The following is a 25,319-nucleotide window of genomic DNA, read 5'->3' as shown; positions in this document are numbered from 1 at the left end:
TACGGAGACGTTGGGGATGTTCGAGTGAATAGCACGTTTACCCGCAAAGGCGCTTATCGCAATCTCTACAGACAGGCGTAAATTGGGTGAGATCGCTCCGAGGTTGAAGTCGAGCATTGACTAAGGCTGCCTAAGTTTTGGCAAATGTTGCACTGGTAACGCAGCAACATCTCTGTATGGGGCAATGCGGTCATTCGGGTGTTTCTAGCATCGGTTGAGCTAGCTCTGATGGAGAGCTACTGCAGACGTTCTCATCAAAGCATCATGATCTTGTCTCTTGGCATGCAACCCAAAGTCATTCTACTCAAAATCTGCTTTTCTCTTAAAAAGTGTTGTACCTTGCTAACTGATCGAATGCACGTGTCAGTAAGCGCATGAGAGGTTGAAGCTTGTCAGAAACCCGCCAAATCATTCTGAGTAACGCCAGCACCCCAACTACAAGCCAATGCATAGGGTGCGCCACCAGAGAGGGTATACAAGAAAGCTTTATGGATCTGCAAATGATCAAGGAGCTCTTGAATGTCTTGTGGCCAATAGACAATCGATTTCGACTTATAGTCAGAACGGCCAATGCCTGGTCGGTCTGGAGCGATGATACGTATATTGGACTGGAAAGGGCCCCGAGCATAGCTCTGCAGGACAAGTGACACCTCAGATTACCATGGAACATTAACACTGGAATGCCGGAAAGCAGACACGCAGCCTATTTACAAACCGCTGGTCGGTTTGTAAATAGGCTGCGTAAACCAGTTCGTTGCTGCAATCGCACTTAATGCTGAGTTTCCATCTTTCAGGAGTTCACTTTACGTCTATTCCTGCACAGTGGAATTATCTCTAGCAATCAATTCATGGAGCCAACATGAAGTATCCTATTGCCTCTGAAAGGCTTTCCTATCGGTTATGGGAAGAGTGTGATCTCGATCCGTTCGCCTGCATGTGTGCTGATCAAGTCGTTATGCAGCACATGGCTCAAGTAATGGACCGCAAGGGAGCGATGGCTTTTATCAAAAGAGCCGTAGCTGCGCAGGCGCAAAACGGAGTTTCCTTGCTGCCAGTTACTTTAAAGAGTTCTGGAGAGTTTCTAGGTGCAGTCGGATTGAATATTCCAAATTATGGAAAGCCTCTCCCATTCGATCCTTGCATCGAAATTGGTTGGCGCTTTAAACGATCTGCTTGGGGAAATGGATACGCCACTGAAGCAGCAGCACAGTGGCTCCGCTTTGCATTTGAAGAGCTAGATCTAGAGGAAATTGTAGCTTTTACAATTCCAGCGAACATCCCTTCACAAAAGGTGATGGAGCGTCTGGGAATGAAGCGAGACTTAAATGGAGATTTCTTACATCCGGCGCTCGACCAAGAACATCCCAAAGCAAGGCATGTCCTTTATCGTTTGAATATCTCAGACTGGCGCATAAGAAATCCCGCCCTCAATCAAGTATGCATGACTTAGAAACTCTTTTGCATTTTTTCTGAGGCCCAATACTTCAAATTTGAGTTGAGCGGCACCTCAAACAGTGATGCAACAGTGCTGCGCTTTGCCAATCGCCCACTTACTCAATTGGCCGAGTTTCCATTGTCGCATGCACAGCATCCGGCCAACCAAAACTTGTTGTGCCATCAGTTAGACCCAAAATTTTGTCGATCGTGAGAAATTGTAGGTCAATTGCTGCCTGTAGTTTTTCAGCTGCAAAGTCTGCCTCTTTGGTTCCCCGCGCATCAATCGCTCTTAAGAGCGCAAAATCAAGAAAGTTGCTGATGTGAAGAATGAGCTCGGCAGCAGTCTCAGGATCGGCGATCTTAAAGACGCCTTCTTTACAACCTTTTTGGAGGATTTGGGAGAGAATTGGTACAGCACCAACGCGTACTCTACGTTTGAACTGCTCCAACAACGCCAGATTTCTCTCTTGATTCATCGTGCGAAATATTTCCACTTGCCCCGGGTAGTCATGCTCCCGCAGATAGTTCGCCCGAAGGTGTGTGAAATTGTGCAGGAGGTCGGTCGCGGACGCCCCCTCATCAGCGACAACCATTGCCATTTGGGAGAGTACAGCATCAGCTAGTCGGTCCAACACACCGAACAACAACTCTTCCTTGGACTTGAAGTGATGGTAAAATCCCCCCTTCGACACACCTGTGAACTCCAAAACATCTTGGACTGTCGTTTCTTCGAAGCCTTTGGAGAAAAATAACATTTGCGCACAGTCCAGCAACTGGGCACGTCGTTCTTCAGGTCTCATATTTTTACGCATCGGTGCTTTCACAAAATTCCCCTTGAAACCGACCATCGGTCTTAATATACAAACTTCCGGTCGGTTTATAACTTGGCTACCTCACTGGGCAAAGCAAATTGTCTACTCAACGTGATGGATACACAAATCTGGCACAGCATGTTCCCCCAATTATGCTGTGCCAGAGCGCCAATTTTGGAATGACGTTCCAGATTATCAGTTTCGTCTTATGCCAGTGTCTTTGATTTTTAGGGAGTTGCACAATTGAAAGAACAACTCGAGAGTTCAGTAACCTACCACAACACCGCAAAGGTCTCTGCTATCGCCCTGACGAAACAGCCACAAATTGGTCAGGTCGCGAATGAATTGAAGTTACTTACGTTACCTGTTCCTCGACCAGCGAAAAATCAGGTGGTAATTCAATTGATTGCGTCTTCAATGCATATTGATGAAATCTATGCAGCCCAAGGCACTGCACTTGGTCGATTTTACGCTCCCAAAAATATTTCAGTAAATACCCCTCACATAATGGGGTCTTCTGTTTCTGGGATTGTCGTCGCGATTGGAAGTTCTATTAAACAGTTCAAGCTGGGAGACGAAGTTGTGGTCATCCCGAATGAATCTGGAGAAAATGGTTCATGGGCTACATATAGATGTGTTTCTGCGCGTTATGTGATGCTCAAACCTTCAAACATGTCTCATGTAGCAGCTGCGGCAATCATGCTGTCAGCCTGTGTTGCTTGGGGTGCATTGCGCACAGCAAACATCACGGCAGGTGAACGGTGTCTGGTTATTGGTGCTTCGGGGGCAATCGGATCGGTGCTTGTCCAAATACTCAAAGCCAAATCTGCTTATGTGACAGGTGTTTGTAGCGCTGCAAATGCGAAACTTGTACGCACTCTCGGGGCAGATAATACTCTGGATTATCAGAGTACTGAGTTTACTGCAGAAAAAGCCAACTCTTTCGATAAAGCTTTTGATTTGGTTGGAGGTTTGAGAAATGAGGCAGCCGCATATCGCTGGCTGAAACTGGGCGGAAAATTCATCACTGTTGTTGGCCCAGTGCAATATCTAGGTGAACGTAAGCTCTCGCGAAAAGAGTTTTTCCAAAGTGTTTGCCATGTGATGAGGAGAAGCATCTCGACCATTTTTCGGGGGCCCCGTTATAAATTCTGTGCAACCCTACCCAGACATGTTGCTCAGGATGCAATGCAATTTGCTTCGGAACACAAGATCCACTCACCAATTGAGATGGAAATACCATTCAATTTAAAGCGGATTCAAGATGCAATTGGAGTTCTGACCTCGCATAGAACCCGTGGTCGAATTGTCATTCGGTTTGAAAATCCTGAGCTGCCAGAGACCCCCGAAAACCGTGCTGAGAGCAGTATGGAAGAAAGCCCATTAAGCCAATGCAATGGGCATTAAACTCTACCCCCATACACTTTACCTTCGCGGACGCAGATAAGGTTTTGCTCTGGCTCTACCGAAAGGCTTGGTGGTTTCTTTGAGCGGTCTCAGGCGGTGCCGAAAAAGTATTTGCTCGCCTGCAAATAAAACTCTAATGCACGATCCATTTTGCCCCTTCAGCTTACTCAAAACAGTGCTTTCTGAACAACCATTCACTTTACAGAGAAACCTGAGCAGGAAGCGGGTGCCTCTCTGGAATAGCAATAATTTGCTTCATGCTTTGGAATTTTCAGCTCATGTCTGATCTCAAAAAAACAATCGTATGGACCGTTCTTGGGGTTTCCATATGCACACTTCTGGTCCCGCTGATAACGGAGACCAGAGGAATGCAGACTTATTTGAATCTTGCAAGTTTTTTATTGATTTATGCAGCAGGAGTCGTGCTGCTCACGCTTCTGATTTCTTTGGTGAGGCGGGATTTATTTCGCCCCATTTCAAACTATTGGGCCCCGATTTTAATTTCTTCTAAAACCATGATTGCGTTCATGATCGGATTTGGCCTCTATTGGTATGACTTTAGCGTAGCGCGGTCGCATTCGTATTTTAGCGACTATGCTTATACTTATACCCTACCAACTATACGAACAGACGGCTGGTGGATCGGAGAAGCAGCGAGTGAAGGCATCAGTCAGCAAAGACTGAAAACAATTGTCGAACGTTTTGTGAATGATCCAGATTTCAAGTGGCAACACAGTTTTGTTTTAATCAAGAACAACAGGGTAATTGTTGAAGAGTATTTTTACGAGCATACCATTGACAGTTTACATGATTTACGTTCCGCGAATAAGTCCATAACTTCTATTCTTGTCGGCATAGCAATCCAGCAAGGGTTCTTCACAAGTGTGAAAGATCCCATTGCAATGTATCTGCCAGAATATGCTGACATATTCAAATCAGATCCCCCAAAAGCAACCATTACACTTGAGCATTTACTGACAATGCAATCAGGCCTGGATGCAAATGATTGGGACAAACGGTCTCCCGGCAACGAAAACAGGTTGTACCAAAGTGGCGAAGATTGGGTTCGTCAGCTTTTTTCGCTTAAATTGATAAACAAGCCAGGTCAGCAATTCTCATATTCCAGCATTGGCGAGATTGCTCTTCGACAGGCAATCGTCAACGCAAGCGGTATGCCGCTTGACGAGTTTGCTAAAGTCTATTTATTTGAACATCTGGGCATCAAGAATTATAAATGGACCCATCGTCTGGAGGGGCGACCAGATGTTCCATATCGTATCCAGCTCACAAGTCGGGATCTTGGCAAGCTAGGTCAGCTCTACCTGGACATGGGATCATGGGAGGGCAGACAAATCGTTTCGCCTGATTGGGTCATTCGCTCCACTGATACACACACAAAAACGACAGAAAAACGCCTTGGCTTCCCGAACTATGGTTATCTTTGGTGGAAGCATGGCTTTAAGGTTGGAGATGTACTTTTCGAAAGCTTCCAGGCGCAAGGCAGCGGCGGGCAGTTCCTGTTTGTAATACCTGAGCTGAATACAATCGCTGTTTTCACCAGTAGAAATTTCGGCCGCTCCCGCCAAATTAACCCACTCAAGATAATGAGAAATGAGATCGTACCAATGCTAGCAAAACATCTCGTTGATCATAGCTAAAGAGCGTTTTGTTCCTTCTCTTAGATTTTGCACTTCCACAGACCGACGGTTAAACCATTCAACACTTGAGTAAAGTGACCGGAGTGTTCCTTATGCAGACAGTTCACCGAACACGTGCTTTCTGACTTCAGTATAAAGTTAGATGAGGACACCTCAAAGTTGAAGCCTAGTCAGGTCTAGGAAATTCTCGCATCGAAGCAAATGTCAGCTTATGGTCATTGACGCTAAACTCCTTAGTTTTGTGGAGACACAGGGGTATACGCTGGAGCTGATAGACTATAGGCCATGTCACAGAGGTAATTGGGGCCTTTAAGGCCCCAATGCATCAGAACCAAGTTTCAAATTGAAGACCGTAGGTTGTACCAGATTTTTTGTCGTCAAAGATCTCTGTGTTACCTACAGCGCCTGGTTTGCTCCATGCGCCATATGTTACAAATGCGCGTAGCTGTGGGCGGGCCCAGAAACCAGATTCACCGAAGGTGTATGCCGCCGCAAAGGTGGTTTTACCAAGAGTGCGGCTCTCATCTTCGGTTTGAACGTGGTCCAATCCCAACTCAAGTTGAAGGTTGAAGTCTTCATTGATGTTGTACTGCGGGCGAATGCCGATTGAAGACCAGTTCGTGTTGTCCCCATTGTTGCGATCGAGCTGGTGCCAAGCAGTGTAGAAGAGTTCAATTTCGTCGGTAATGGATGCGAGACCATGGATCTGCGCCCGCGTAATTGAGCGATCTTCCGCATCACTCCAACCATCTGCAGAAAAACCAGAGGCAGCGTTGAAGCCGTGCATCAGACTGGCCTTCATGTAGCCGCCAAAAATGTTGTTCTTTTGCAAATGTAGACGAAGCGCTGCGCCATCATCACCGGTTGCATCGCCAGTCGTCATGGAATAAGCCGCACCGATTTCACCTACTAGATCGTCTCCAAGATGAATGCCTTCAAATCGAGCGTCAAGAGTATGAGTATTGCGATCTCCATTTGTAAAAGCTGCAACAGAAAGCTTGCCGGAGCCAAGATCTACGTCTTCCAGACCACCACCAAAACCATCCCAGTTAGAGTAGTTTTCATAGTAATTGTCGGTGATGTGAATGTCCTTACGCTTATAGAAGCGGCGGCCAACCCAGACTGTACTGTCACTGAGAGCGCCTTCACCAAGACCTTTGTATCCCAACCAGAACTCGCGAGTTGCAACGTTGGCATCAAACTCACCATCAACGATCAGGTCGTTGTTGTCACCGGCGACATGCGCACGAACACCACCAACCAAGGCACTCCCATTTTCAAAGGTGTATTTGCCACCTACGCCATACTCACCGTAAAAATCAGACTCGTTTCCAAGACGGTACTTGTTCCAAGCCCCGTTTAGTTGCATTGCAGTGAACTTATCGCCCTCGGTTTGTCCAACTCCAATGCGCAGGTAGCCGGTTTGATTGTATTCAAATTCCGCATGCGCAGCAGTGGCTGCAAGAACTGAGAGCGCAGCTACAGTCCCCAACAGAGCATTTTTCATTACTTCCTCCAGTTATTCCAGCGTCGTTTAAAACGCTTTTTTTGTGATGCAGACGCACCTCTCCCGTCCCGCGCACCGCGCAGGTTGGTAACTCCTTGTTTTATTGTTTTAAATTAGTTGATTGCTGTCCCGTCGGTCGTAGAGAAGAACCTGAGCTGATTAAGGTCGATACTCAGTCCGATTTCATCCTGTGCGATCGTTGACCAAGGCAAGCGAGCTGTGACAACTTCATTTGCCATATCGAAGGTCAGGAAAAGATCTGCACCCGTATGCTCAACAATGCGAGGTTTCACAGTTAGCTGTTGGCCAAGTGAGAAAGCTTCAGGTCGTATTCCAATTTTTGCTCTCCCATTTTTTTGTACCTCCAATGGAATATGTACTTCCTCAACAACTTGATCATCTGGAAAGTGAATTGAGTTGCCATCAACCTTTACATCGATCAGGTTCATTGGTGGTGCACCCATGAAGTCTGCAACAAACGTGTTGACTGGATGCCGATAGATCTCATCAGGTGTCCCGACCTGTTGAATTACTCCATCCTTCATCACGACGATCTTGGTTGCCATCGTCATGGCCTCAATCTGATCATGAGTGACATAAACAATTGTTGTGCCAGTCTTTGCGTGCATTTGCTTGATTTCCGCACGCATCTCCATTCTTAGTTTTGCATCTAAATTGGACAGCGGCTCATCAAACAAAAAGAGTACTGGCTCTCGTACCAAAGCACGACCCATCGCAACACGTTGACGTTGCCCGCCGGAGAGCTGCCCAGGACGACGGTCTAGAAGGTGTTCTATTTGAAGCAAAGAAGCGACGCGCAGGATTTGAGTATTAATTTCTTCTTTTGGAACTGAGCGGATCTTCATCCCAAACTCGATATTCTCTCGAATACTCATGGTTGGGTAAAGCGCATAGCTTTGAAAGACCATTGCGATATCACGCTCTCGCGGAGGCAATGCAACAACATCTCGGCCAGAAATTTCTAAGGTACCAGAAGAAATCTCTTCCAGACCTGCAATACAATTTAACAGGGTGGATTTTCCGCAGCCTGACGGCCCGACAAGGACAAGAAAATCCCCCTTATTGATAGAGACGCTTACATCTTTCAGCACATGGGTTTCACCAAAGGACTTATTCAAGTTTTTGATGTTTAGTGCTTTGGTTGCCATGGTATCCTCTCAGACTCTTGCAACATCTTGGTTGAATCCCGAACGATCAGTTCTGCTCTTTGTCTAACTTGAAGGTCTTTGATTGGCGTTCCATCCAAAAGATCGCAGAGAATGCGCGCAAGAGGACCGCATGCATCACGAAATGGAGCCCGTGTTACCGACAATGTTGGATTGAAGTTGATTGAGCGAAACTGTGGGATGGCGTCATCGTGAGCAAGAACAGAGACATCCTGCGGGATTGACAGACCTATGTCTTTTGCCGCTCGATACACTCCAACCGCAATCGGTGTTGTCGCACATAAAATAGCAGTTGGGCGTGGGTCACTTCGCTCCGTCAGCAAGGCCAGGCTTGCGGCGTAGCCATAGTTTTCGTCCCCGCTGCCGTATTGTAAGGCAAACTCCGGTGGCGTTATGCCCCTTTGTTCCATTACTTCCAAATAGCCTTCTGCACGAGCTTTTGCATAAGCATGGTTCTGTGGCCCATTCAGAAATGCAATCCGCCGATGCCCCAAATCTGCTAAGAGATTAGTTCCATCAACGGCAACAGATTTGTTGTCGATGTCAAAGAAGGCGTAGGAAGCACCTGAAGTTGCCCCATGAACGACAAATGGGATTTTTTGCTCTTCCAAAAATGCGATTCGCGGGTCGTTCTCCTCTGGAGCATTCAGGATAAACCCATCGAGTGTGTTCTTTGAAACGAACCTGCGGTAAGGCGCTACAGGATCAGTCGCCGTCGCTGCATGAAAAACAAGATCGACATCACGATCGGCCAGATGATCGGATAGCCCTGCCATGATCTCGTAAAATCCGGCCGCTGATGTTTGTGCTGGTCCGAGAGATAATATCATCCCAACCATGCCAGAGCGCCCTGAGACTAGTTTTTGAGCTATCTGGTTTGGCTTGTAACCAAGAGTAGCTGCGGTTTCCTGAACCAGCTTTCGCGTTTCGGCGCGCACCTCTGGGAAGCCGTTTAAAGCGCGCGAGACGGTCGCAGGCGATATTCCCAGTTCTTTTGCAATGTCTTTGATCGTTGCCATGTCTCGAATCCTTTTCAAAACGTTTTAAACTGAAACTTGCATTTGTAAAATAGAAAATGAGGAGAGAACAAAATGCCTCAGCTTATGTGCAGGCAAACTACCTACCTCCTTGACTCAAAACGTTTGCATAGTATTTAAATATGCTAGGTTTTGATGCTGTGAACAGCTAACACGCATGTAACGCGGAGTAGTCATGAACGAGAATTGGTGGCGGAATGCCATTATCTATCAAGTATATCCACGCTCTTTTCAGGATACAAATGGGGATGGCATTGGCGATCTGAAGGGGATTACTTCTCGGTTAGATCACATCGCATCGCTTGGTGTTGATGCTGTCTGGCTTAGTCCAATCTTCACTTCCCCTATGGCGGATATGGGTTATGACGTCAGCAACTATTACGACATCGACCCTCTGTTCGGAACACTGCAAGACTTTGATGACTTTGTGGCCCGCAGTCATGGACTAGGACTGAAAGTTATTATTGATCAGGTTCTATCTCACAGTTCCAGTAAACACCCATGGTTTGAAGAAAGCAGAGCTAGCCGGACGAACTCAAAAGCCGACTGGTATGTCTGGGCAGATGCTCAACCAGATGGAATGCCGCCAAACAATTGGTTGTCTGTGTTTGGAGGTTCAGCATGGGAGTGGGAACCACGCAGAAAGCAGTACTACCTGCATAACTTTCTTGCAGATCAACCAGATCTGAATCTGCATAACGAGGAAGTGCAGGAAGCATTGCTCCACGTTTTACGGTTTTGGCTGGAGCGCGGCGTTGATGGGTTCCGACTTGATACAGTCAACTACTATTTTCATGATCAGCAATTGCGGAGTAATCCTGCGAGCATCCGTGCAGATCGCGATAACCTGCCTGATGTTTATGGTAGGCAAGAGCACACTTTCTCAAAAAACCGCCCTGAGAACATCGACTTTTTGAAAAAGCTGCGCACCCTCACTGATGAGTTTGAGGGACGCATGATGGTCGGAGAAATCGGCGACGGCGGTGATGCAGCAACTAACTTGATGGCTGAATACACCAAAGGGCCAGATCGTTTGCACCTTTGTTACTCCTTCGAGTTGCTATCATCCAACTATACCGCCTCACACTTCAAAAATGCGCTTAAGTCTTATCGGTCGGCTGCGCCAGATGGAACAGCATGCTGGAGCTTTTCCAACCACGATGTTCCGCGCCATGTTACTCGCTGGGAAGAAAAAGCTAGCTCGAGTAAAGAGCTGGCAAAGCAGACCATTGCGATGCTCATGTCCTTTGAGGGCTCTATCGGTATTTATCAGGGCGAAGAACTCGGGCAACAGGATACTGCACTTAACTACGATGAGCTGACAGATGCACAGGCCATTCGCTTTTGGCCAGCAGTAAAAGGTCGCGATGGTTGCCGTACGCCGATGGTCTGGGAGGCCAATAAGCAACATGGTGGGTTCTCCTCCGCAAAACCCTGGCTGCCCGTGAAGGATCCTCAGCTTGCAGGAGCTGTTGACGCTGCAGAGGCTTCCAATGACAGCGTCTTACATTCCTATCGCAGCACCATTGAATTTAGAAAAAACAACGACGCGCTTTTGACAGGTTCTACCGCGTTTCTTGATCTGCCGGAACCAATTTTGGCCTTTCACAGAATGAGCAAGGATCAAAAGCTGACTTGCGTCTTCAATCTATCTGAGACCGCAAGAAAATTGAGAATAGAGGGCGCAGCGAGCTTATCCGGGCCATCCAGCGCAACCCTGTTTAATCAAACACTGACCCTTAATCCAAACGGATTTGCTTACCTGATTTCTGATCGGCTGGAAGGACTCGAGCTGATTTCATAGGGCATTACAACGCGTTTCTAATTGGGAGGACGCTATGAAAATACTAAGAACCACACTTGTTGCAGCTATGCTTGCCACAACATCTACCGCTGCCATAGCGGCTGCGGAAGGCGAACTGCTTATCTGGATCGGAGCTGACAAGGACATAAAGCAGTTGCAGGCGGTTGCTGCCAGATTTACCGAGGAGTTGGGAGTTCCTACAAAGGTAGAGCTGGTTGATCCGGAGTTGCCAGACAAGTTCCAACGTGCGGCTTCATCTGGTGATGGGCCAGACCTGGTGATGTGGGCCCATGATCGCTTTGGTGAATGGGCCGCCAGTGGTTTACTACAGCCAGTTGAGCCAACATCGGAGTTCAAAGCAGGTGTTCTTCCAACCGCGCGGGAGGCGGTGAGTTTCAATGGTAAGGTTTGGGGATATCCGATTGCGATTGAAGCGATAGGTCTGGTCTACAATAAAGATCTGATTTCAGAGCCTCCAAAAGACTTTTCCGAGTTTGCACATTTGGAACTGCCTGATGGTGTAAAGCCTATCCTCTGGGATTACACCAATACCTACTTCACGATGCCAATGCTGATGGCAAATGGAGGCTACTCCTTTAGAAAAGTTGATGGGGTTTATAACGGTAAAGAGACAGGTGTGAGCAATCAGGGCGCGATTGCAGGCGCTGAAGTACTGGCGAAGCTCTTTACTGATGGCATCATGCCGGATGGGGTTGATTACGGTGTGATGGATGCTGCCATGGCCCGTGGCGAAGTTGCAATGGTCATCAATGGACCGTGGAGCTGGAAAGCTTATGAAGCAGCAGGTTTGAACATCGGTGTCGCACCTATTCCGCAAGTCAGCGGAAAGATTTCACCTCCATTCATTGGCGTCTATTCGGTAGCTCTCAATAGTGCTTCTCCAAATGCTGACCTGGCAAGTGAATTTATTGAAAACTACATGCTGACTGACGAAGGACTTGCTGAGTGGAACAAGAACCGTGCTCTTGGTGCACTCGCGGATATCTCAGCGAGTGAAGCATTGCACAGCGACAAAATCTCAGCCACTTTGAAGAATGCTTCAACCGGCGTCCCGATGCCGTCAAACCCTGAAATGGGCGCATTTTGGGCGGCTATGGCACCCGCGCTTGGCAACATCACAACAGGCAAACAAACTCCAGAAGAAGCTCTTAAAGACGCAGCTTCCCGCATTCTTGGAGAATAAGCAAGACTGTGTCGCACCAGGATATCCTTCTGGTGCGACATTGCTTGACTGCAAAGAAAGTTGCCTCTGATGACCTCTCTTAGCTCCGAAAACACAGGCCAAATATCAGGCTTCAAATTTCAACGTCTTTTGACTGTTGGTTTATTGATCGCTGTTTTCACAGTGCTGTTCTATTCGGCATTCCTTTTGTTTCTTGGAAACCAGCCAGTCGTCGGCCTTCTCGTTTTGGTTGTTGCTGTATGTTTTGGGATAGTGTTCTCAACCAAGCGGCTTTATGCGCATCGTTTCATTCTTCCAGGAATTGCTGCGGTGCTAATCTTTATCGCCTTTCCGGTTGGATACACAGTTTACCTCGGGTTCACGAACTTCAGTTCCTTCAACTTGCTCAGCCATGAACGGGTCCGTGAAATCCACCTTGCCAAGAAAATAGTCGATCAAGAAACCTCACGTGGTTTTAGTGTATGGCAGCAAGGCGATACCTACCGACTTTACATTACCGGTAAAGAAAACGGCTACCTGAGTGAACCGTTCGAGAAAAATGTAACGCAGCACACCGTAAAAGCAGAAGCGGCCCCCATGCCGAGCACCGAAAAGTTGAGCATGCGTGATACTATCAAGCTCCGCAAAGCTCTTGGAGAGATTTCTGTTCAACTGCCAGACGGTGTCATTCTCAAAAACTCAGGTCTAAGAAAGTTCGCTGCCCAGATGCCGGAGTTCCGTGAGACGCCTGAAGGAGTGCTCATTTCAAATTTGGATGGTTCACGGTTATTCCCAAACTCTGAGACTGGATTTTACACCAATGAGATGACTGGGGAGCATGTCTCTCCAGGCTGGCGAGTTTATATCGGGCTTACCAACTTTAAGCGGATCTTTCAGTCTGAGGGCATTCGTGCCCCCATGTTCTCTATCTTTCTCTGGACCTGCCTTTTCGCACTGCTTTCAGTCGGGTTGACGTTTATTTTAGGCTTGGCACTGGCTGTTACTTTGCAATGGCCTCATCTTCGCGGCAAAGCAGTTTACCGCATTCTTTTGATACTGCCCTATGCAGTTCCAGCCTTCATTTCGATCCTGATTTTCCGTGGTCTGTTCAACCAAAACTTTGGTGAGATCAACATGATCCTGAATGGGCTCTTTGGTATCCGCCCAAGTTGGATGACAGATGGAGGCATGGCGAGAACAATGCTCGTGATCGTGAATGTCTGGCTTGGCTATCCTTATATGATGCTGCTCGCGATGGGCTTTTTGCAGTCTGTACCAGAAGATCACAAAAAGGCTGCAACACTTGAAGGAGCAAGTGCCCTTCTAATTTTCCGCAAAATTACATTTCCGCAAATTCTACCGCCTTTCCTTCCGCTTTTAGTCGCAAGCTTTGCCTTTAACTTCAACAATATCGTGCTTGTTCTTCTCCTGACACGCGGACTGCCAGATATTCCGGGCACGATCATTCCTGCAGGTCAGACGGACATTCTTGGATCGTTTACCTACCGCATCGCTTTCCAAAATGCCGGTCAGGAATACGGCTTAGCAGGGGCAATTACACTTATCATCTTTGTTATTGTTGCCGCATTGGCCTACGCCAACTTCGTTGCCATGCGTCGCCAAGCAGCTAAGAGGGCAGCGTCATGATCGTAGAGCACTCAAGAAGACTTCAGTTGCAGAAAATCTTTGCTCATGCATTCCTTTTGAGTTTTCTGGCTCTTATCCTCTTTCCCTTCTTAATGGTCATATCAATTAGCTTTCGTGAAGGGAACTTCACAACAGGTTCGATTGTTCCGGAGAGTTTGACGCTCGAACACTGGGCACTGGCGCTGGGGTTGGATTACACGCGAACAGATGGAACAGTGGTTGAGCCTGCATTTCCAGTTTTGTTATGGATGTGGAACTCAATCAAAATCGGGTTAGTCGCATCTATCGGCGTAGTCACTCTTTCTACGATCTCAGCTTACGCGTTCAGTCGCATTCGGTTTAGAGGTGCGGGGGTAATGCTGGATTCCATGCTGATCATTCAGATGTTTCCAGCCACACTAGCATTGGTAGCTCTCTTCTCAATCTTTGATGGCCTCGGAGAAGTATCGCCCGTGCTCGGTATCGATAGTCATTGGTCGTTGGGTTTGGTTTATCTGTCAGGGATTACACTACATGTTTGGACCATTAAGGGTTATTTCGATAATCTGGACCCAGCCATGGACAAGGCAGCGCAGGTTGACGGCGCTACCCCCTGGCAAACCTTCCGCTTCATCTTCCTGCCATTGGCAGTCCCAATCATCGCTGTCGTCTTTGTCCTGTCGTTCATTGGCATAATCAACGACTACCCTTTAGCATCTATTCTGCTGCGCTCAGAAGAGAACCTGACACTCGCAGTAGGATCGCGGCTTTACCTTAATGAGTTCAAGTACCTCTGGGGAGACTTCGCCGCCGCCGCCATCTTATCAGGCCTCCCAATCACTGTCGTCTTCATGATAGCCCAAAAATACCTCGTCGCAGGCCTTGGCGATGGTGCGGTCAAGGGATAGGTGATGCTGCCTTCAAAGCAAAACGTTGACCGCGGTGAGGCAAGCAGTGGTTGACTAGCAAAGTGAGATGCTGAGAGTATGATGGTCGTTGAATGTCAGCTATTGGTCACGTTGGGTAATTCTAGATCGCACATAAGAGCTACTGTAGAAGTCTTCGGGTGACGGTATCTCAACCCATGTTGGAAGCGATCGAAGGTCCGGCTTTAGCCCTATCAGAGTGAAACTTTATTTTTTTCGCATCAATGCTGCTACAATCTCTGCCTTGTCGCTATGCCGCGCGCTATCGAGGTACGCATAGTGTCGCCGCGCTGTCGTTAAGTCAGAATGCCCTAAGATGTCCGCGATATCAGCCAGATCAACCCCACTCAAACGCAGATGAGATCCAACGGTGCGGCGCAGGTCATGGACTTGCAAGTCAGAAATGCCAGTCTTCTTGCACACATCATTATGTGCACCATAGAGAGTATGCTCATTTACAGCTGTGTTCCCCTTACCAAAAGAAGCAAAAACATAATCACAGCCTTTTACTGGAGGGATACTTCTCAGGTGACCGACTACTTCTTGGGCAAGTCGAAATGTCTTCTCCCCGGTCTTCGTTGGCTGTGACACCGCCCCCATCTCCAAGTCAAGCTGGTCCTAGTGCAGACTGAGCGTGTCTTCCTTTCTTCGGCCAGTCATCAGAAGAAAGCGCAGAGCATGGAGACCCATGATCCAATGCCGCCCACCGGCCTGAACCTCTTCCAGCCCATTCCAATACTTGCTCTGCTCCTCTGAACTCATAAACCGTGTTCGCGGCTTACGAGGACTCCTCGTTACGTGGAGCCAAGGATTAGCAAACGAAAGAGGGAGCAAACCCTGGGAGATCGACCAGTTGATTATTACCTGGCTTGTGATCGCCGCAGTATTTGCTGCGATCGGGCCATGCTTCTCAGAAAGCAGTCCAAACTTCATGCGACACCTATCGACTGTCAACGCTGCCGGGCTTAAGTTGTACCAGTCCTTAAACTTGTTTTTCCAATCAGATTTGTACTTTGCCAGGGTAGTGTTTGCGACCTCCCCCTCTCTGCGCTTGAAGTAAATCTGAGCAAGCTCATCCAGGGTCTCGATATGCATTAACCCTTCGCGCATAGCTTTTTTCATTTTGCGCAGTTCCTCACGCGCTTCATCAACACTGAGTTCTGGGAAATACCCCAGCGTCTCATACAAGCGCTGACTTGCAACTTTGACGTAAGCACCGAAAAGGTTCTTTTCTTTGCGCCAACTGTGACGAGCAGCCCCTCCTCTACGGAATCGGAGAGCCGGATACGTTTGTCTTCATACTTAAAATTTTTGAGATATAAGTTGGTGAGCCGGGTTGCCATGGAGATGGCTTAAATCACACACCCCTATATGAACACGAAGAATAACTTACACGCTAGTCACATGACCATTAAAACTTGCGGCATTTCGATATAACTCGAAATAACCGCAAGCCATTCAAATTAAAAGAAGAGATAGCTCAGCCTAAACCCATCAAACAGCACCCGGATAATTCGGGCTTTCGCGTGTAATCGTGACGTCGTGGGCGTGGCTTTCACGAAGGGAGGCGCCGGAGATGCGGACGAAGGTTGCGCGGTCTTTGTACTCTGGCAGGTTCGGCGCACCGACATATCCCATGGACGCACGAACACCACCTGCGAGCTGGTGCAGAACGGAAGAGAGAGGACCTTTGTAAGGCACCTGTCCTTCAATACCTTCTGGAACCAGCTTCAGCTTATCAGAGACCTCTGCCTGGAAGTAACGATCTGCGGAACCACGTGCCATTGCACCGACAGAGCCCATACCACGATAGGCTTTGTAGGAACGCCCCTGATGCAGATAAACCTCACCTGGGCTTTCTTCGGTACCAGCCAGTAGTGAACCCACCATGCAGGAGCCTGCACCTGCTGCGAATGCTTTTGCCATATCGCCGGAGAACTTGATGCCACCATCTGCAATGATTGGCACGTCAGCCTTAGCAGCCTCGGCTGCGCACTCAAGGATCGCTGTGAGCTGAGGAACGCCGACACCAGCAACAATGCGCGTTGTACAGATAGAACCCGGCCCGATACCAACCTTCACGGCATCTGCACCAGCTTCAATCAGCGCTTTTGTTGCAGCTGGAGTTGCTACGTTGCCAGCCACCAGCTCTACACTCGGGAAGCGCTTCTTGATTGCAGCTACCTGATCGATCACTGCTTGCGAATGGCCGTGCGCGGTATCCACAACCAGAAGGTCGACATCAGCCTCAATCAGGGCCTCAGCGCGGCGCATGCCATCTTCACCAACGCTGGTTGCAGCACCAGACAGAAGGCGTCCCTGCCCGTCCTTGGATGCATTCGGATTGAGCTGTGCCTTTTCCATGTCTTTTACAGTAATAAGACCAACACAATACTGGTTCTCATCAACCACCAAAAGCTTTTCGATACGGTGTTGGTGCAACAGACGCTTGGCTTCATCCTGACGAACATTGTCACGCACTGTGATCAGGTTGTCGCGGGTCATCAGTTCACAGACCAGCTGCTCAGGGTTTGAGGCAAAGCGTACGTCGCGGTTGGTCAGAATACCAACGAGGCGACCTGTAGCAGTACCGCCGCGACCACCGTTGTCAACCACTGGCACGCCGGAGATCTTGTGCGCCTCCATCAGATTGAGAGCGTCTTCCAGAGTTGCATCGGGACCAATCACCAATGGATTGACGACCATGCCGCTCTCGAATTTCTTCACCTGACGGACTTCTTCGGCCTGACGTTCTGGTGTCATGTTCTTGTGGATGATGCCGAGGCCACCAGCCTGTGCCATAGCAATCGCTAGGCGCGCTTCTGTCACTGTGTCCATTGCGGAAGAGAGGATAGGCAAATGCAAATGAAGATTGCGAGAGATTCGCGAGTGCAGTTCGACCTGCGCTGGCATGATCTCAGAATGCCCTGGAAGGAGCAGAACATCATCAAAAGTCAGCGCTTCGTGACCTGAAGATGGTTCGTAAAATGTAGGCATTGCCAAGTTCCCTTCGGATGAATATAGACCGCCCTGACCCACTCCCTGCTCAAGTGGATTTGACTGCAGAGTTGTCTGAAAAGATAGAGAAGTTGACGCGGGTCACTACCACGGCTTTTGCGATTTGAAAAGGGGCATTTATCAATTTCAGGCCGCGGATTGCATATTTGAGCCTCACTCCATTGATTTTACTAAATTGCCAGTATCACCGATGAGTGTTGGTAGACCGAGTTCCTTTAGGGTCAGCTTTCTAGAACAGACACCTTCAGAGATACTCAGAGGCCTCAACAGACACCCCTGAGTGAATTCAGACCGGAAAGCTCCGAGTATGCCGCACCGCCTCCGCATGACGACTGTGATCGTTGGCATGACGCTTTTGCTGGTGCAGCTGGACGCCACAGTGCTTGGAGTTGCGATCCCCACGATCGCCCGCGACCTGAAAATCAATCCACTTTCGTTGCATATGACCATATCGCTCTATCAGCTCACATTAGCGGTGTTTATTCCCATTTCTGGCTGGGCAGCTGACCGCTTCGGCTCAAAACGATTGTTCGTTGGTGCAGCGCTCCTGTTTATGAGCATGTCGGTGGCTTGCGCTCTTTCAAGCAATCTGACCCATCTTTTAATTGCCCGGGCAATTCAGGGATTTGCCGGAGCCTTTTTGATGCCGATTGGACGCCTAACAGTCATCCGCATGGCAGGCACGAAGAACCTTGTGCAAGCGATGGTTTGGGTCGTCACGCCCGCTGCATTCGGGATCGCCTTTGGACCCTTTCTGGGCGGCATCATTGTGCACTACCTCAATTGGCGCTAGATCTTTTTGATCAATGTGCCGGTTTGCATTGCCGTTGGCGCAATGAGCAGCTTTTACTTTCGCGATTACAGGCGGAAGAACAAGGTGCCCTTCGATTTCCCAGGGTTCATTCTGCTTGGAAGTACTGCCGCATCGCTCCTGGCTGGGATTGCTAATCTAACGAAGATCGCGGGCGATGCATTTATTCCCCTTGGCCTTTTTGCGGCAAGTTTATCATTCGCCCTGATCTTTATTTGGCATGCGCGGCGTGCTCCCCATCCAGTGATTGACCTGAAGCTCTTTGCAAATCTCAGCTACCGTGTCTCGACCTATGCAGCTGTCCCATTGCGCATCGGCGTCGCTTCCTTTGCGTTTGTGATGCCACTCATCCTGCAAATCCCTATGGGCTTAGATAGCTTGACAACCGGCCTTCTCATGGGGGCTGCTGCCATCGGTGCCCTGCTTTCACGCGTGGTCGCTCACCGATTAATCAAAACATTCGGCTTTCGTGGTGTCCTGCTGCCCTGCACCGTTGCTCTTTCCGCTCTAACGATGGCTGTAGGCTTTGTCTGGCTTACCAAGTCACTTGCAGCAGTCACACTCCTTATCCTGCTCACGGGCTTCACACGAAGCCTTGTGTTCACATCTGCTAACACAGCAAGCTATGCAGATCTGACCAGATGTCTTGTTAATCAGGGTGTGAGCTTTGCAGGGCTGGTTCAGCAACTGTCCATTTCACTGGCGGTTGGTTTTGCTGCAGCCATTTTGCATGTTCGACAGAATATCACAGAAGAGCCCATGCTCTCCGGGCCTGATTTTATCTGGCTTTCCGTTTGCACTGGTCTGTTTGCATTGCTGCCTGTTCTGTTTTTCTGGTTCCTCCCTGTCAATCTTGGAAAGAACAAGGTGGATGAACAGGCACATTTGCATCATTAAAAAAGGCTGGTCGAAACCAGCCTTTTTGAAAACTATTTAGACCCTCTGTAGCCCTTGGCGAGAATGAACATCTCAGGGCTGCCTTTGCGGCTCGCTGGTGGTTTGATATGCACCACCGACTTAAATTCCTTTTTCAGATCCTGAAGCAGCTTTGCCTCAGCGCCTCCAGCAAACACCTTGGATAGGAATGCGCCGCCTTCGTTCAGGTTCTGACGAGCAAAATCGATCGCGATCTCGAACAAATAAGTCGTACGCAGGTGGTCTGTCTGACGATGACCTGTTGTCGGTGCCGCCATGTCTGACATCACCAGATCGGGACGATGCCCGCCGAGCGCTTTCATCAACTCATCAGGAGCATCATCATCCAGAAAGTCTTTTTGAAGGATCACAACACCCGGGATCGGTTCAACTTCAAGATAATCAATCCCGACCACCAGTGGCTCATCATCCATAGAGCCGACGATTGGCGCAGTTAGCTGTGACCAACCACCCGGGGCACACCCCAAATCAACCACACGCATACCCGGCTTCAGGATTTCATGCTTCTCATTGATCTCGATCAGCTTGTAGGCCGCCCTGGAGCGATAGCCATCGACCTTGGCACGGCGGACGTACGGATCATTAAGCTGGCGTTGTAGCCAGAGCGTTGAAGAGTTGGACCGTTTACGCGCAGTTTTCACGCGCTGAAACATGCCCCGATCACCTGATCCACGACCACTTGAGTTGCCGCTCATCTGTTATATTCCTTTCTAGGGGTGCGCCGGCGCTTATGGTTGGAGTTGCTCCAGACTTTGTCTGCAGCCATCATCTCCATCAAAATACCTTCTCGCAGTCCTCTGTCAGCAACACGTAAACGCTGACAAGGCCATCTGCGGCGTATTCCTTCCAAAATTGCGCAACCTGCTAGCACCAAATCGGCTCGGTCCTCACCAATACAAGGGTTTTCTACCCGTTCTTGGTAGGACATATTCAAAAGCTGGTTAATCATGGCTGAAACATCTTCCTGTTCCATCCATGCTCCATCAACGCGGCGGCGGTCATAGCGCTTAAGACCCAAGTGGACCCCGGCCAATGTGGTCACCGTCCCGGATGTTCCCAGCATATGGACATTTCCGCGCTCTATAGCACGGGAGAGTTCATTGCCAAGAGGGAAATTCTCCAATCTTTGCGAGACATCATCAACCATGGCTTCAAAAACATCTGGCGTAACGTGCACGCCGCCATGTCTTTCTGCCAGATTTACGACACCCAGAGGCAGAGACGTCCATGTTCGGACAAAGCGCGTCAGTGCATACCCGCGCGCACCATATCTGTTGCGCAGATCGAGCCAGACAATCTCAGAGGATCCGCCTCCAATATCGAAAAGCAGAACACCATCAGCCTCAGGATCGACCAGAGAAACGCACCCAGCAACAGCTAAGCGTGCTTCAGTCTCCTGACTGACGATCTCAAGCTCCAGCCCCGCTTCTTTCTTGGCACGGCTGACAAACTCCTCGCCATTTTCAGCTGCCCGGCAGGCTTCGGTTGCAATGAGCCGTGCCCGCTGAACGCCCCGCTCGGAAATCTTTTGCTGACAAACCTGCAAGGCCTCAATGGCTCGAGAAATGGCGTCATCGGAGAGTTTCCGGTTACGCCCGACACCCTCCCCCAAGCGTACAATCTTGGAGTAGGCATCGACAACGCGAAACCCACGCTGCTCTGGTCTGGCAATCAACAAACGACAATTGTTGGTGCCTAGATCCAAAGCTGCATAAAGTTCCTGAGACCCTGCCGCCTGATGCCTGTGGCGCGAAGGAAAACGATGCGTCCCATCACCACGCGTATCCGCATGATGATGGCGTCGGTTTGCATCACTTTCGCGAGATCTGTAGCCTTGAGAAGGACGCGGAGATTGTTGCTCTACAGGCCCTGACTGTCTGGCCTGCGCTGACCCATGCGTTTTGGCCTCCTCCTTAGGTGCAGGAGCAGGTTGTATAACTTCTACTGATGTGCCGCCCGGATCAATATTGACAACGGGCGCATGTAGTTTCTGGTTTAGGAGCGCACGTCTTTCTGCCCGATTAGGCTTTGCGCGACGTGCTTTCCTCTGCCGCTTGGCGCCTTCAGGACGAGAACTACCGGCCTCTTCCGCAATCCCAGCAGAATGACCAGCTTCAGCGCGGTGCAAAGACGCATTTTTGGCGTCACCACCCTGGCGCTTTCTATGGCGTTGCTTCCGTCTGCCCTTTTTCGAGCTTCCCGGGACGCCGGGCGTTCTCGCTCCATCCGAAGAGGACCGCTCACCCGTTTTCTTCAAGTGCTATGCCTTTGTGCAGTCCTTGAGGCATCTAAATGCGATCTGGACTGAAGTCATTTTAAGTTGGCAACATTGTAACAGTTTCATGGCAAACAGCAATCGCCCCATTTGAATGGTACAGTCCTAAATTTAAACGAATTCTCTCAAATTGCAGGAAACTCCAGAGGCTTACAGTTCGGCTCGCCGGTGGCCGGAGTTGATACAGCTGTGCCATAGCCAGAGCACATTTGCGCATAAACACGCAGAGCCATGCCCTTATTCACAAGAGAAGGGCATGAAATCCGCTTAGCCCACTGATTTTGTTAAAACTCACGAGAACCAAGTTGACAAGGTCCGGTCCGAACACTAAAAGCCCTCTCACCGACGAATTGAGCAGCTTGCTTCACTTTGTTGGTTGGCAGTAGCTAACGTGCTGTTATTGCTGGGGATTAGTTTAATGGTAGAACAGCGGACTCTGACTCCGTCGGTCCTGGTTCGAGTCCAGGATCCCCAGCCAATTATTCACGTATCAAAAGCTTCAACTGCCAGGTAGGGAACACTTCCCTCCTGTTCTGCTGGGGATTAGTTTAATGGTAGAACAGCGGACTCTGACTCCGTCGGTCCTGGTTCGAGTCCAGGATCCCCAGCCATATTCTTCCATACATCACATCTAAACAAATTGACTGAGCGGCTCTCATATTCCGCTAATTGACGGTTTTGTGCGTCTCAAGAACACTGCTTGCGTCTTCAACGGTTGCAGAGGCCCTGTCATGCCCTTTTCTCCCAAACGGATTGCCGTTTTTGGTGCCAGCGGCGCGATTGGCTCTGCTTTTGTCAATGAATGCCTTGATCGCTATCACACGGCGACTGTGTTTTGTTTTGCCCGTTCTTTAGAGCGCATCCCAGTCCATGAGCGTGTTGAAAGTCGGACTTTCTCATTAGAGGATCCAGAAGGGCTCAATGCCAGTGCAGATGCAATTAAAGCAGCTGGTGGGCTTGATCTGATTTTCGTGGCCACGGGGCAGCTTCACAGCACCACCACGAAACCAGAGAAAACTATCCGCGCCCTCACCTACGCCGGAATGGAAGAAACGTTTTGCACGAACACGATCTTACCAGCGATGATCATGAAGTACTTTCTGCCGCTGTTACCCAAGCATAAGAGGGCCGTTTTTGCAGCCATTTCAGCACGCGTTGGCAGCATTTCTGATAATTATCTTGGGGGATGGTATTCATACCGGGCCTCAAAAACAGCCCTTAACATGCTCATCAGGTGCGCTGCGATTGAGATGCAGCGCACGCATCAAAGCTCGGTGATTATTGGCGTGCATCCGGGCACGGTGGATAGCTCCCTATCAAAGCCGTTTCAACGCGGCATTCAAGAAAGCCAGTTGATGCAACCAAAGCAATCCGCTGCAATGTTGCTGGATGTGATCAGTAAGGTGGATCAGTCCCAAACCGGCAAATGCCTGGCCTATGACGGGACTGGAATCGCACCCTGAGCGGTCATTAAGCGTCGATAGCGGCTTTCAAAACGTACTGTTCAAAAACATCGCGGCTTTGCGTCAGAAGTGCTTCACACCACTCTTGTGTATCAACAAAGAGCGCGTCCTTGAGCTCCTGCCTGATTTCGGCGGCCAGCTCTGGGGCTACAGTGTCCCGATTGCGTTTCAACCAGTTGTCTCGGCGATGAGCGTCCAGCACTTGTTCAAATGGGACTGTGCCAAACTCCAGGATCAGCTTGGTTGGTGGGACCACCAGATCCAAACTGTCCAAAGTATCGCACATGAAACCGCCAATGAGGCTCCACTCCGCCTCTTCACCCGGCTTTGAACTGAGGTCCATCACCTCACAGAAGCCGCAGGGACCAACACCAGTGTGCAGATCAATGATCGTTGCACGTTTTGCGCCTTGTCCATAACAGACAATGACCTGCTTTAGGGTTTTGGTGGACCAGGAGGTTTCCTCCCCACCATAGAACAGACCCATTGGGACCGTGTACTGCCCCTTCAACACTTTTTGCGTCAGAGCGCCAGCCCCGTTCTTTTCCGTATAAGCTTTGATTTCGGCATTGGCAGCCTGCCACTCCTCGCCTGTGATCTGCGGCGCACAAATGGCAGGGTGCAGCTCCTCATAGTCTGGGTTTTGAGGAAGGTCTCCATCAAAACTAATGGAGTTGCGATTGTTGTCGACGTTGTTCTCATCTGTCCGCGTAAATATCGCGCAGCCAGCAGGATTAACTGCATGCACCCAGACCACTTTTGTATTGTCTGGCAGCTGCTCCAGATAGCGCTGCATCAAGTCCAGCTGAATTCCAGAGCCCGCTGTGAGTTCTGTTCCATGCACGCCAGAGGTGATGAACACCACATGCTCACTGTCTGGCTTGCCTTGCAAAGCAACAGCCATCTGCACAGGTCCCTCTTCACTCTTGAAGGTTGGGTGCGGGATGATCTCTGTCTCAAATCCAAGTCGACTGGCCAGGTCCATGAAACGCTGTTGAGCTTGGAAATAGTCCTCAGAGAAAATGGGATTTGCAGGCATTATGTACTCTTCAAATAACGGGATGAAGCTGTGATATATCGGCGGTTACATTACACACCTAATTGACCCGGAAAGAATAATCTAGTCTGTTGTTCCTTATCTCTTTTTTCTCGCATCACATGCAAGTTTTCAATCAATTGCGATGATGCGTCTTCAGATCAGGCTGCCGCTGCGCACCCATAGAGTTAGCAGCGATCAGCTTCCCGGGAGCGAATAATGAAAAGAAAACTGATACTAGATGTGGACACCGGCACGGATGATGCTGTTGCCATTATGTTGGCTGCTTTGCATGAAGATCTTGACCTGATTGGCGTAACCACTGTGAACGGGAATGCCGAGCTGCATTATTGCACAGATAATTCCTTGCGTGTTCTCGACTATATCGGCAAGCCTGAGATTCCGGTTTACGCTGGTTGTCACAAGCCTCTGGTACGAAATGACTTTCCAACTCCCCGCACCAAAAACGATCTGACCGAGAAGATCCACGGCAAACATCTTCCTCTGCCGGTAACCGCTTTAAAAGCACAAAAGCAGCATGCTGTTGAGTATCTGGTAGAGACCTACCGCAGTGCGACTGATCCAATCACGCTGGTTCCGGTTGCGCCACTCACCAACATTGCTGCAGCGCTGGCTGTTGAACCAAAGTTGGTAGACCTCATTCCTGAAGTCGTGATCATGGGTGGTGGTCATGATGTTGGTAATGTGACCCCTGCTGCGGAATTCAACATCTGGGCTGACCCTGAGGCTGCTTATGCAGTCTTTAATGCTGGCTTTGAAAAGCTGACCATGGTGCCGCTGGATGCAACACACAAAGCGCTGGTGACAGCAACGCAATGTCGTCAGTTTGATGAGCTGGGCACGCCTGCTGGTAAGGCAATGGCGGCTTGTACAGGCCATCGCATTGGCATTCACGACAAGATCCAGAAGATGGATGTTGAGCACAGCGCCCCAGTGCATGATGCGCTTTGTATCGCGCACCTCATTCAGCCAGACGTGATTACGCTGGGAGAGTACCCGGTCGATATTGAAACACAGGGTGCGCTGACTGTTGGGCGTACAATTGTTGACAAGAACCACCGCGGCACCAAACAAGCCAATTGCAAAGTGGCCTTTGACGCGAATGCGGCACTCTTCGTGGACATCATGATGAAGACGTTCGCCAGCAATAAGTAAAATTAGAAAGCGCCGAGAGC

At 49.4% G+C, this 25,319-nt stretch carries 19 protein-coding genes, 2 tRNA genes and 1 pseudogene; 12 read left to right on the top strand and 10 right to left on the bottom strand.

Annotated elements, in window-relative coordinates; all coding sequences use genetic code 11:
- The first annotated feature begins 859 nt into the window (after nucleotides 1-859).
- Entirely contained in the window at nucleotides 860-1,450 is a 591-nt protein-coding gene (locus tag PsW64_RS12560; RefSeq protein WP_063303810.1) for a GNAT family N-acetyltransferase, read from the top strand.
- Between the two features lie 100 nt (nucleotides 1,451-1,550).
- Here the strand turns inward: PsW64_RS12560 and PsW64_RS12555 are convergent, their stop codons facing one another.
- Entirely contained in the window at nucleotides 1,551-2,249 is a 699-nt protein-coding gene (locus PsW64_RS12555; protein WP_206599556.1) for a TetR/AcrR family transcriptional regulator, read from the bottom strand.
- 243 nt (nucleotides 2,250-2,492) lie between these two features.
- Between PsW64_RS12555 and PsW64_RS12550 the strand changes: the two genes are divergently transcribed.
- On the top strand, nucleotides 2,493-3,656 hold the full coding sequence (locus PsW64_RS12550; RefSeq protein ID WP_153042366.1) for an NAD(P)-dependent alcohol dehydrogenase: 1,164 nt from the start codon (nucleotides 2,493-2,495) through the stop codon (nucleotides 3,654-3,656).
- 278 nt (nucleotides 3,657-3,934) lie between these two features.
- On the top strand, nucleotides 3,935-5,314 hold the full coding sequence (locus PsW64_RS12545) for a serine hydrolase domain-containing protein (protein ID WP_193757794.1): 1,380 nt from the start codon (nucleotides 3,935-3,937) through the stop codon (nucleotides 5,312-5,314).
- 325 nt (nucleotides 5,315-5,639) lie between these two features.
- Here the strand turns inward: PsW64_RS12545 and PsW64_RS12540 are convergent, their stop codons facing one another.
- From PsW64_RS12540 to PsW64_RS12530, 3 genes are all read right to left on the bottom strand, one after another.
- Nucleotides 5,640-6,821, bottom strand: coding sequence for a carbohydrate porin (locus tag PsW64_RS12540; protein ID WP_063303806.1), 1,182 nt, complete (start codon nucleotides 6,819-6,821; stop codon nucleotides 5,640-5,642).
- A gap of 113 nt (nucleotides 6,822-6,934) precedes the next feature.
- On the bottom strand, nucleotides 6,935-7,990 hold the full coding sequence (locus PsW64_RS12535; RefSeq protein WP_063303805.1) for an ABC transporter ATP-binding protein: 1,056 nt from the start codon (nucleotides 7,988-7,990) through the stop codon (nucleotides 6,935-6,937).
- Nucleotides 7,972-9,027: a substrate-binding domain-containing protein gene (locus PsW64_RS12530; RefSeq protein ID WP_063291589.1), complete on the bottom strand. Its 1,056-nt coding sequence runs from the start codon at nucleotides 9,025-9,027 to the stop codon at nucleotides 7,972-7,974. Before PsW64_RS12530 ends, PsW64_RS12535 begins: the two co-directional genes overlap by 19 nt.
- Nucleotides 9,028-9,220: 193 nt before the next feature.
- Between PsW64_RS12530 and PsW64_RS12525 the strand changes: the two genes are divergently transcribed.
- The 4 genes from PsW64_RS12525 (at nucleotide 9,221) to malG (ending at nucleotide 14,566) form a co-directional block, all read left to right on the top strand.
- Nucleotides 9,221-10,849: an alpha-glucosidase gene (locus tag PsW64_RS12525; RefSeq protein ID WP_063303804.1), complete on the top strand. Its 1,629-nt coding sequence runs from the start codon at nucleotides 9,221-9,223 to the stop codon at nucleotides 10,847-10,849.
- Nucleotides 10,850-10,883: 34 nt separating this feature from the next.
- Complete coding sequence (malE, locus tag PsW64_RS12520) at nucleotides 10,884-12,053, top strand: maltose/maltodextrin ABC transporter substrate-binding protein MalE (RefSeq protein ID WP_063303803.1); 1,170 nt, start codon at nucleotides 10,884-10,886, stop codon at nucleotides 12,051-12,053.
- Between the two features lie 69 nt (nucleotides 12,054-12,122).
- Nucleotides 12,123-13,679 carry a maltose ABC transporter permease MalF gene (gene malF / locus PsW64_RS12515; RefSeq protein WP_063303802.1) on the top strand — a complete coding sequence of 519 codons (1,557 nt, stop codon included), beginning with the start codon at nucleotides 12,123-12,125 and terminating at the stop codon, nucleotides 13,677-13,679.
- Complete coding sequence (gene malG, locus PsW64_RS12510; RefSeq protein ID WP_063303801.1) at nucleotides 13,676-14,566, top strand: maltose ABC transporter permease MalG; 891 nt, start codon at nucleotides 13,676-13,678, stop codon at nucleotides 14,564-14,566. Before malF ends, malG begins: the two co-directional genes overlap by 4 nt.
- 225 nt (nucleotides 14,567-14,791) lie before the next feature.
- Here the strand turns inward: malG and PsW64_RS12505 are convergent, their stop codons facing one another.
- From PsW64_RS12505 to guaB, 3 genes are all read right to left on the bottom strand, one after another.
- Nucleotides 14,792-15,175: a tyrosine-type recombinase/integrase gene (locus tag PsW64_RS12505; RefSeq protein ID WP_057466146.1), complete on the bottom strand. Its 384-nt coding sequence runs from the start codon at nucleotides 15,173-15,175 to the stop codon at nucleotides 14,792-14,794.
- Between the two features lie 27 nt (nucleotides 15,176-15,202).
- The gene (locus tag PsW64_RS12500; RefSeq protein ID WP_152986878.1) at nucleotides 15,203-15,772 is read right to left on the bottom strand and encodes a hypothetical protein; all 570 of its coding nucleotides are present in this window, start codon (nucleotides 15,770-15,772) and stop codon (nucleotides 15,203-15,205) included.
- 306 nt (nucleotides 15,773-16,078) lie between these two features.
- Nucleotides 16,079-17,581 carry an IMP dehydrogenase gene (gene guaB, locus PsW64_RS12490; protein ID WP_063303799.1) on the bottom strand — a complete coding sequence of 501 codons (1,503 nt, stop codon included), beginning with the start codon at nucleotides 17,579-17,581 and terminating at the stop codon, nucleotides 16,079-16,081.
- 328 nt (nucleotides 17,582-17,909) lie between these two features.
- Here guaB and PsW64_RS28395 point away from each other — a divergent pair.
- Nucleotides 17,910-19,310 (top strand): annotated as a pseudogene (locus PsW64_RS28395) (MFS transporter).
- A gap of 32 nt (nucleotides 19,311-19,342) precedes the next feature.
- On the opposite strand, the gene PsW64_RS12480 reads toward PsW64_RS28395, so the two are convergent.
- Both PsW64_RS12480 and PsW64_RS12475 read right to left on the bottom strand, forming a co-directional pair.
- Nucleotides 19,343-20,044, bottom strand: coding sequence for an RlmE family RNA methyltransferase (locus tag PsW64_RS12480; protein ID WP_057466074.1), 702 nt, complete (start codon nucleotides 20,042-20,044; stop codon nucleotides 19,343-19,345).
- Nucleotides 20,041-21,477, bottom strand: coding sequence for a Ppx/GppA phosphatase family protein (locus PsW64_RS12475; RefSeq protein WP_063303798.1), 1,437 nt, complete (start codon nucleotides 21,475-21,477; stop codon nucleotides 20,041-20,043). Before PsW64_RS12475 ends, PsW64_RS12480 begins: the two co-directional genes overlap by 4 nt.
- Before the next feature lie 551 nt (nucleotides 21,478-22,028).
- Here PsW64_RS12475 and PsW64_RS12470 point away from each other — a divergent pair.
- The 3 genes from PsW64_RS12470 (at nucleotide 22,029) to PsW64_RS12460 (ending at nucleotide 23,087) form a co-directional block, all read left to right on the top strand.
- Nucleotides 22,029-22,102, top strand: a tRNA-Gln gene (locus PsW64_RS12470).
- Nucleotides 22,103-22,161: 59 nt separating this feature from the next.
- Nucleotides 22,162-22,235, top strand: a tRNA-Gln gene (locus tag PsW64_RS12465).
- Between the two features lie 120 nt (nucleotides 22,236-22,355).
- Nucleotides 22,356-23,087 (top strand): SDR family NAD(P)-dependent oxidoreductase, encoded by a 732-nt coding sequence (locus tag PsW64_RS12460; RefSeq protein ID WP_063303797.1) that lies wholly within the window; start codon nucleotides 22,356-22,358, stop codon nucleotides 23,085-23,087.
- Between the two features lie 7 nt (nucleotides 23,088-23,094).
- On the opposite strand, the gene PsW64_RS12455 is transcribed toward PsW64_RS12460, so the two are convergent.
- Complete coding sequence (locus tag PsW64_RS12455; protein ID WP_082831093.1) at nucleotides 23,095-24,126, bottom strand: DUF2817 domain-containing protein; 1,032 nt, start codon at nucleotides 24,124-24,126, stop codon at nucleotides 23,095-23,097.
- A 216-nt stretch (nucleotides 24,127-24,342) separates the two neighbouring features.
- Here PsW64_RS12455 and PsW64_RS12450 point away from each other — a divergent pair, with 216 nt between their 5' ends.
- Nucleotides 24,343-25,299 carry a nucleoside hydrolase gene (locus PsW64_RS12450; RefSeq protein WP_063303796.1) on the top strand — a complete coding sequence of 319 codons (957 nt, stop codon included), beginning with the start codon at nucleotides 24,343-24,345 and terminating at the stop codon, nucleotides 25,297-25,299.
- Nucleotides 25,300-25,319 lie beyond the last annotated feature (20 nt).

Source organism: Pseudovibrio sp. W64 (assembly GCF_001623145.1).
In the GTDB taxonomy this organism is placed as follows: Bacteria; Pseudomonadota; Alphaproteobacteria; order Rhizobiales; family Stappiaceae; genus Pseudovibrio.
Note: the sequence above shows the minus strand (reverse complement) of the source record. Positions and strands in the feature narration are given on the sequence as shown.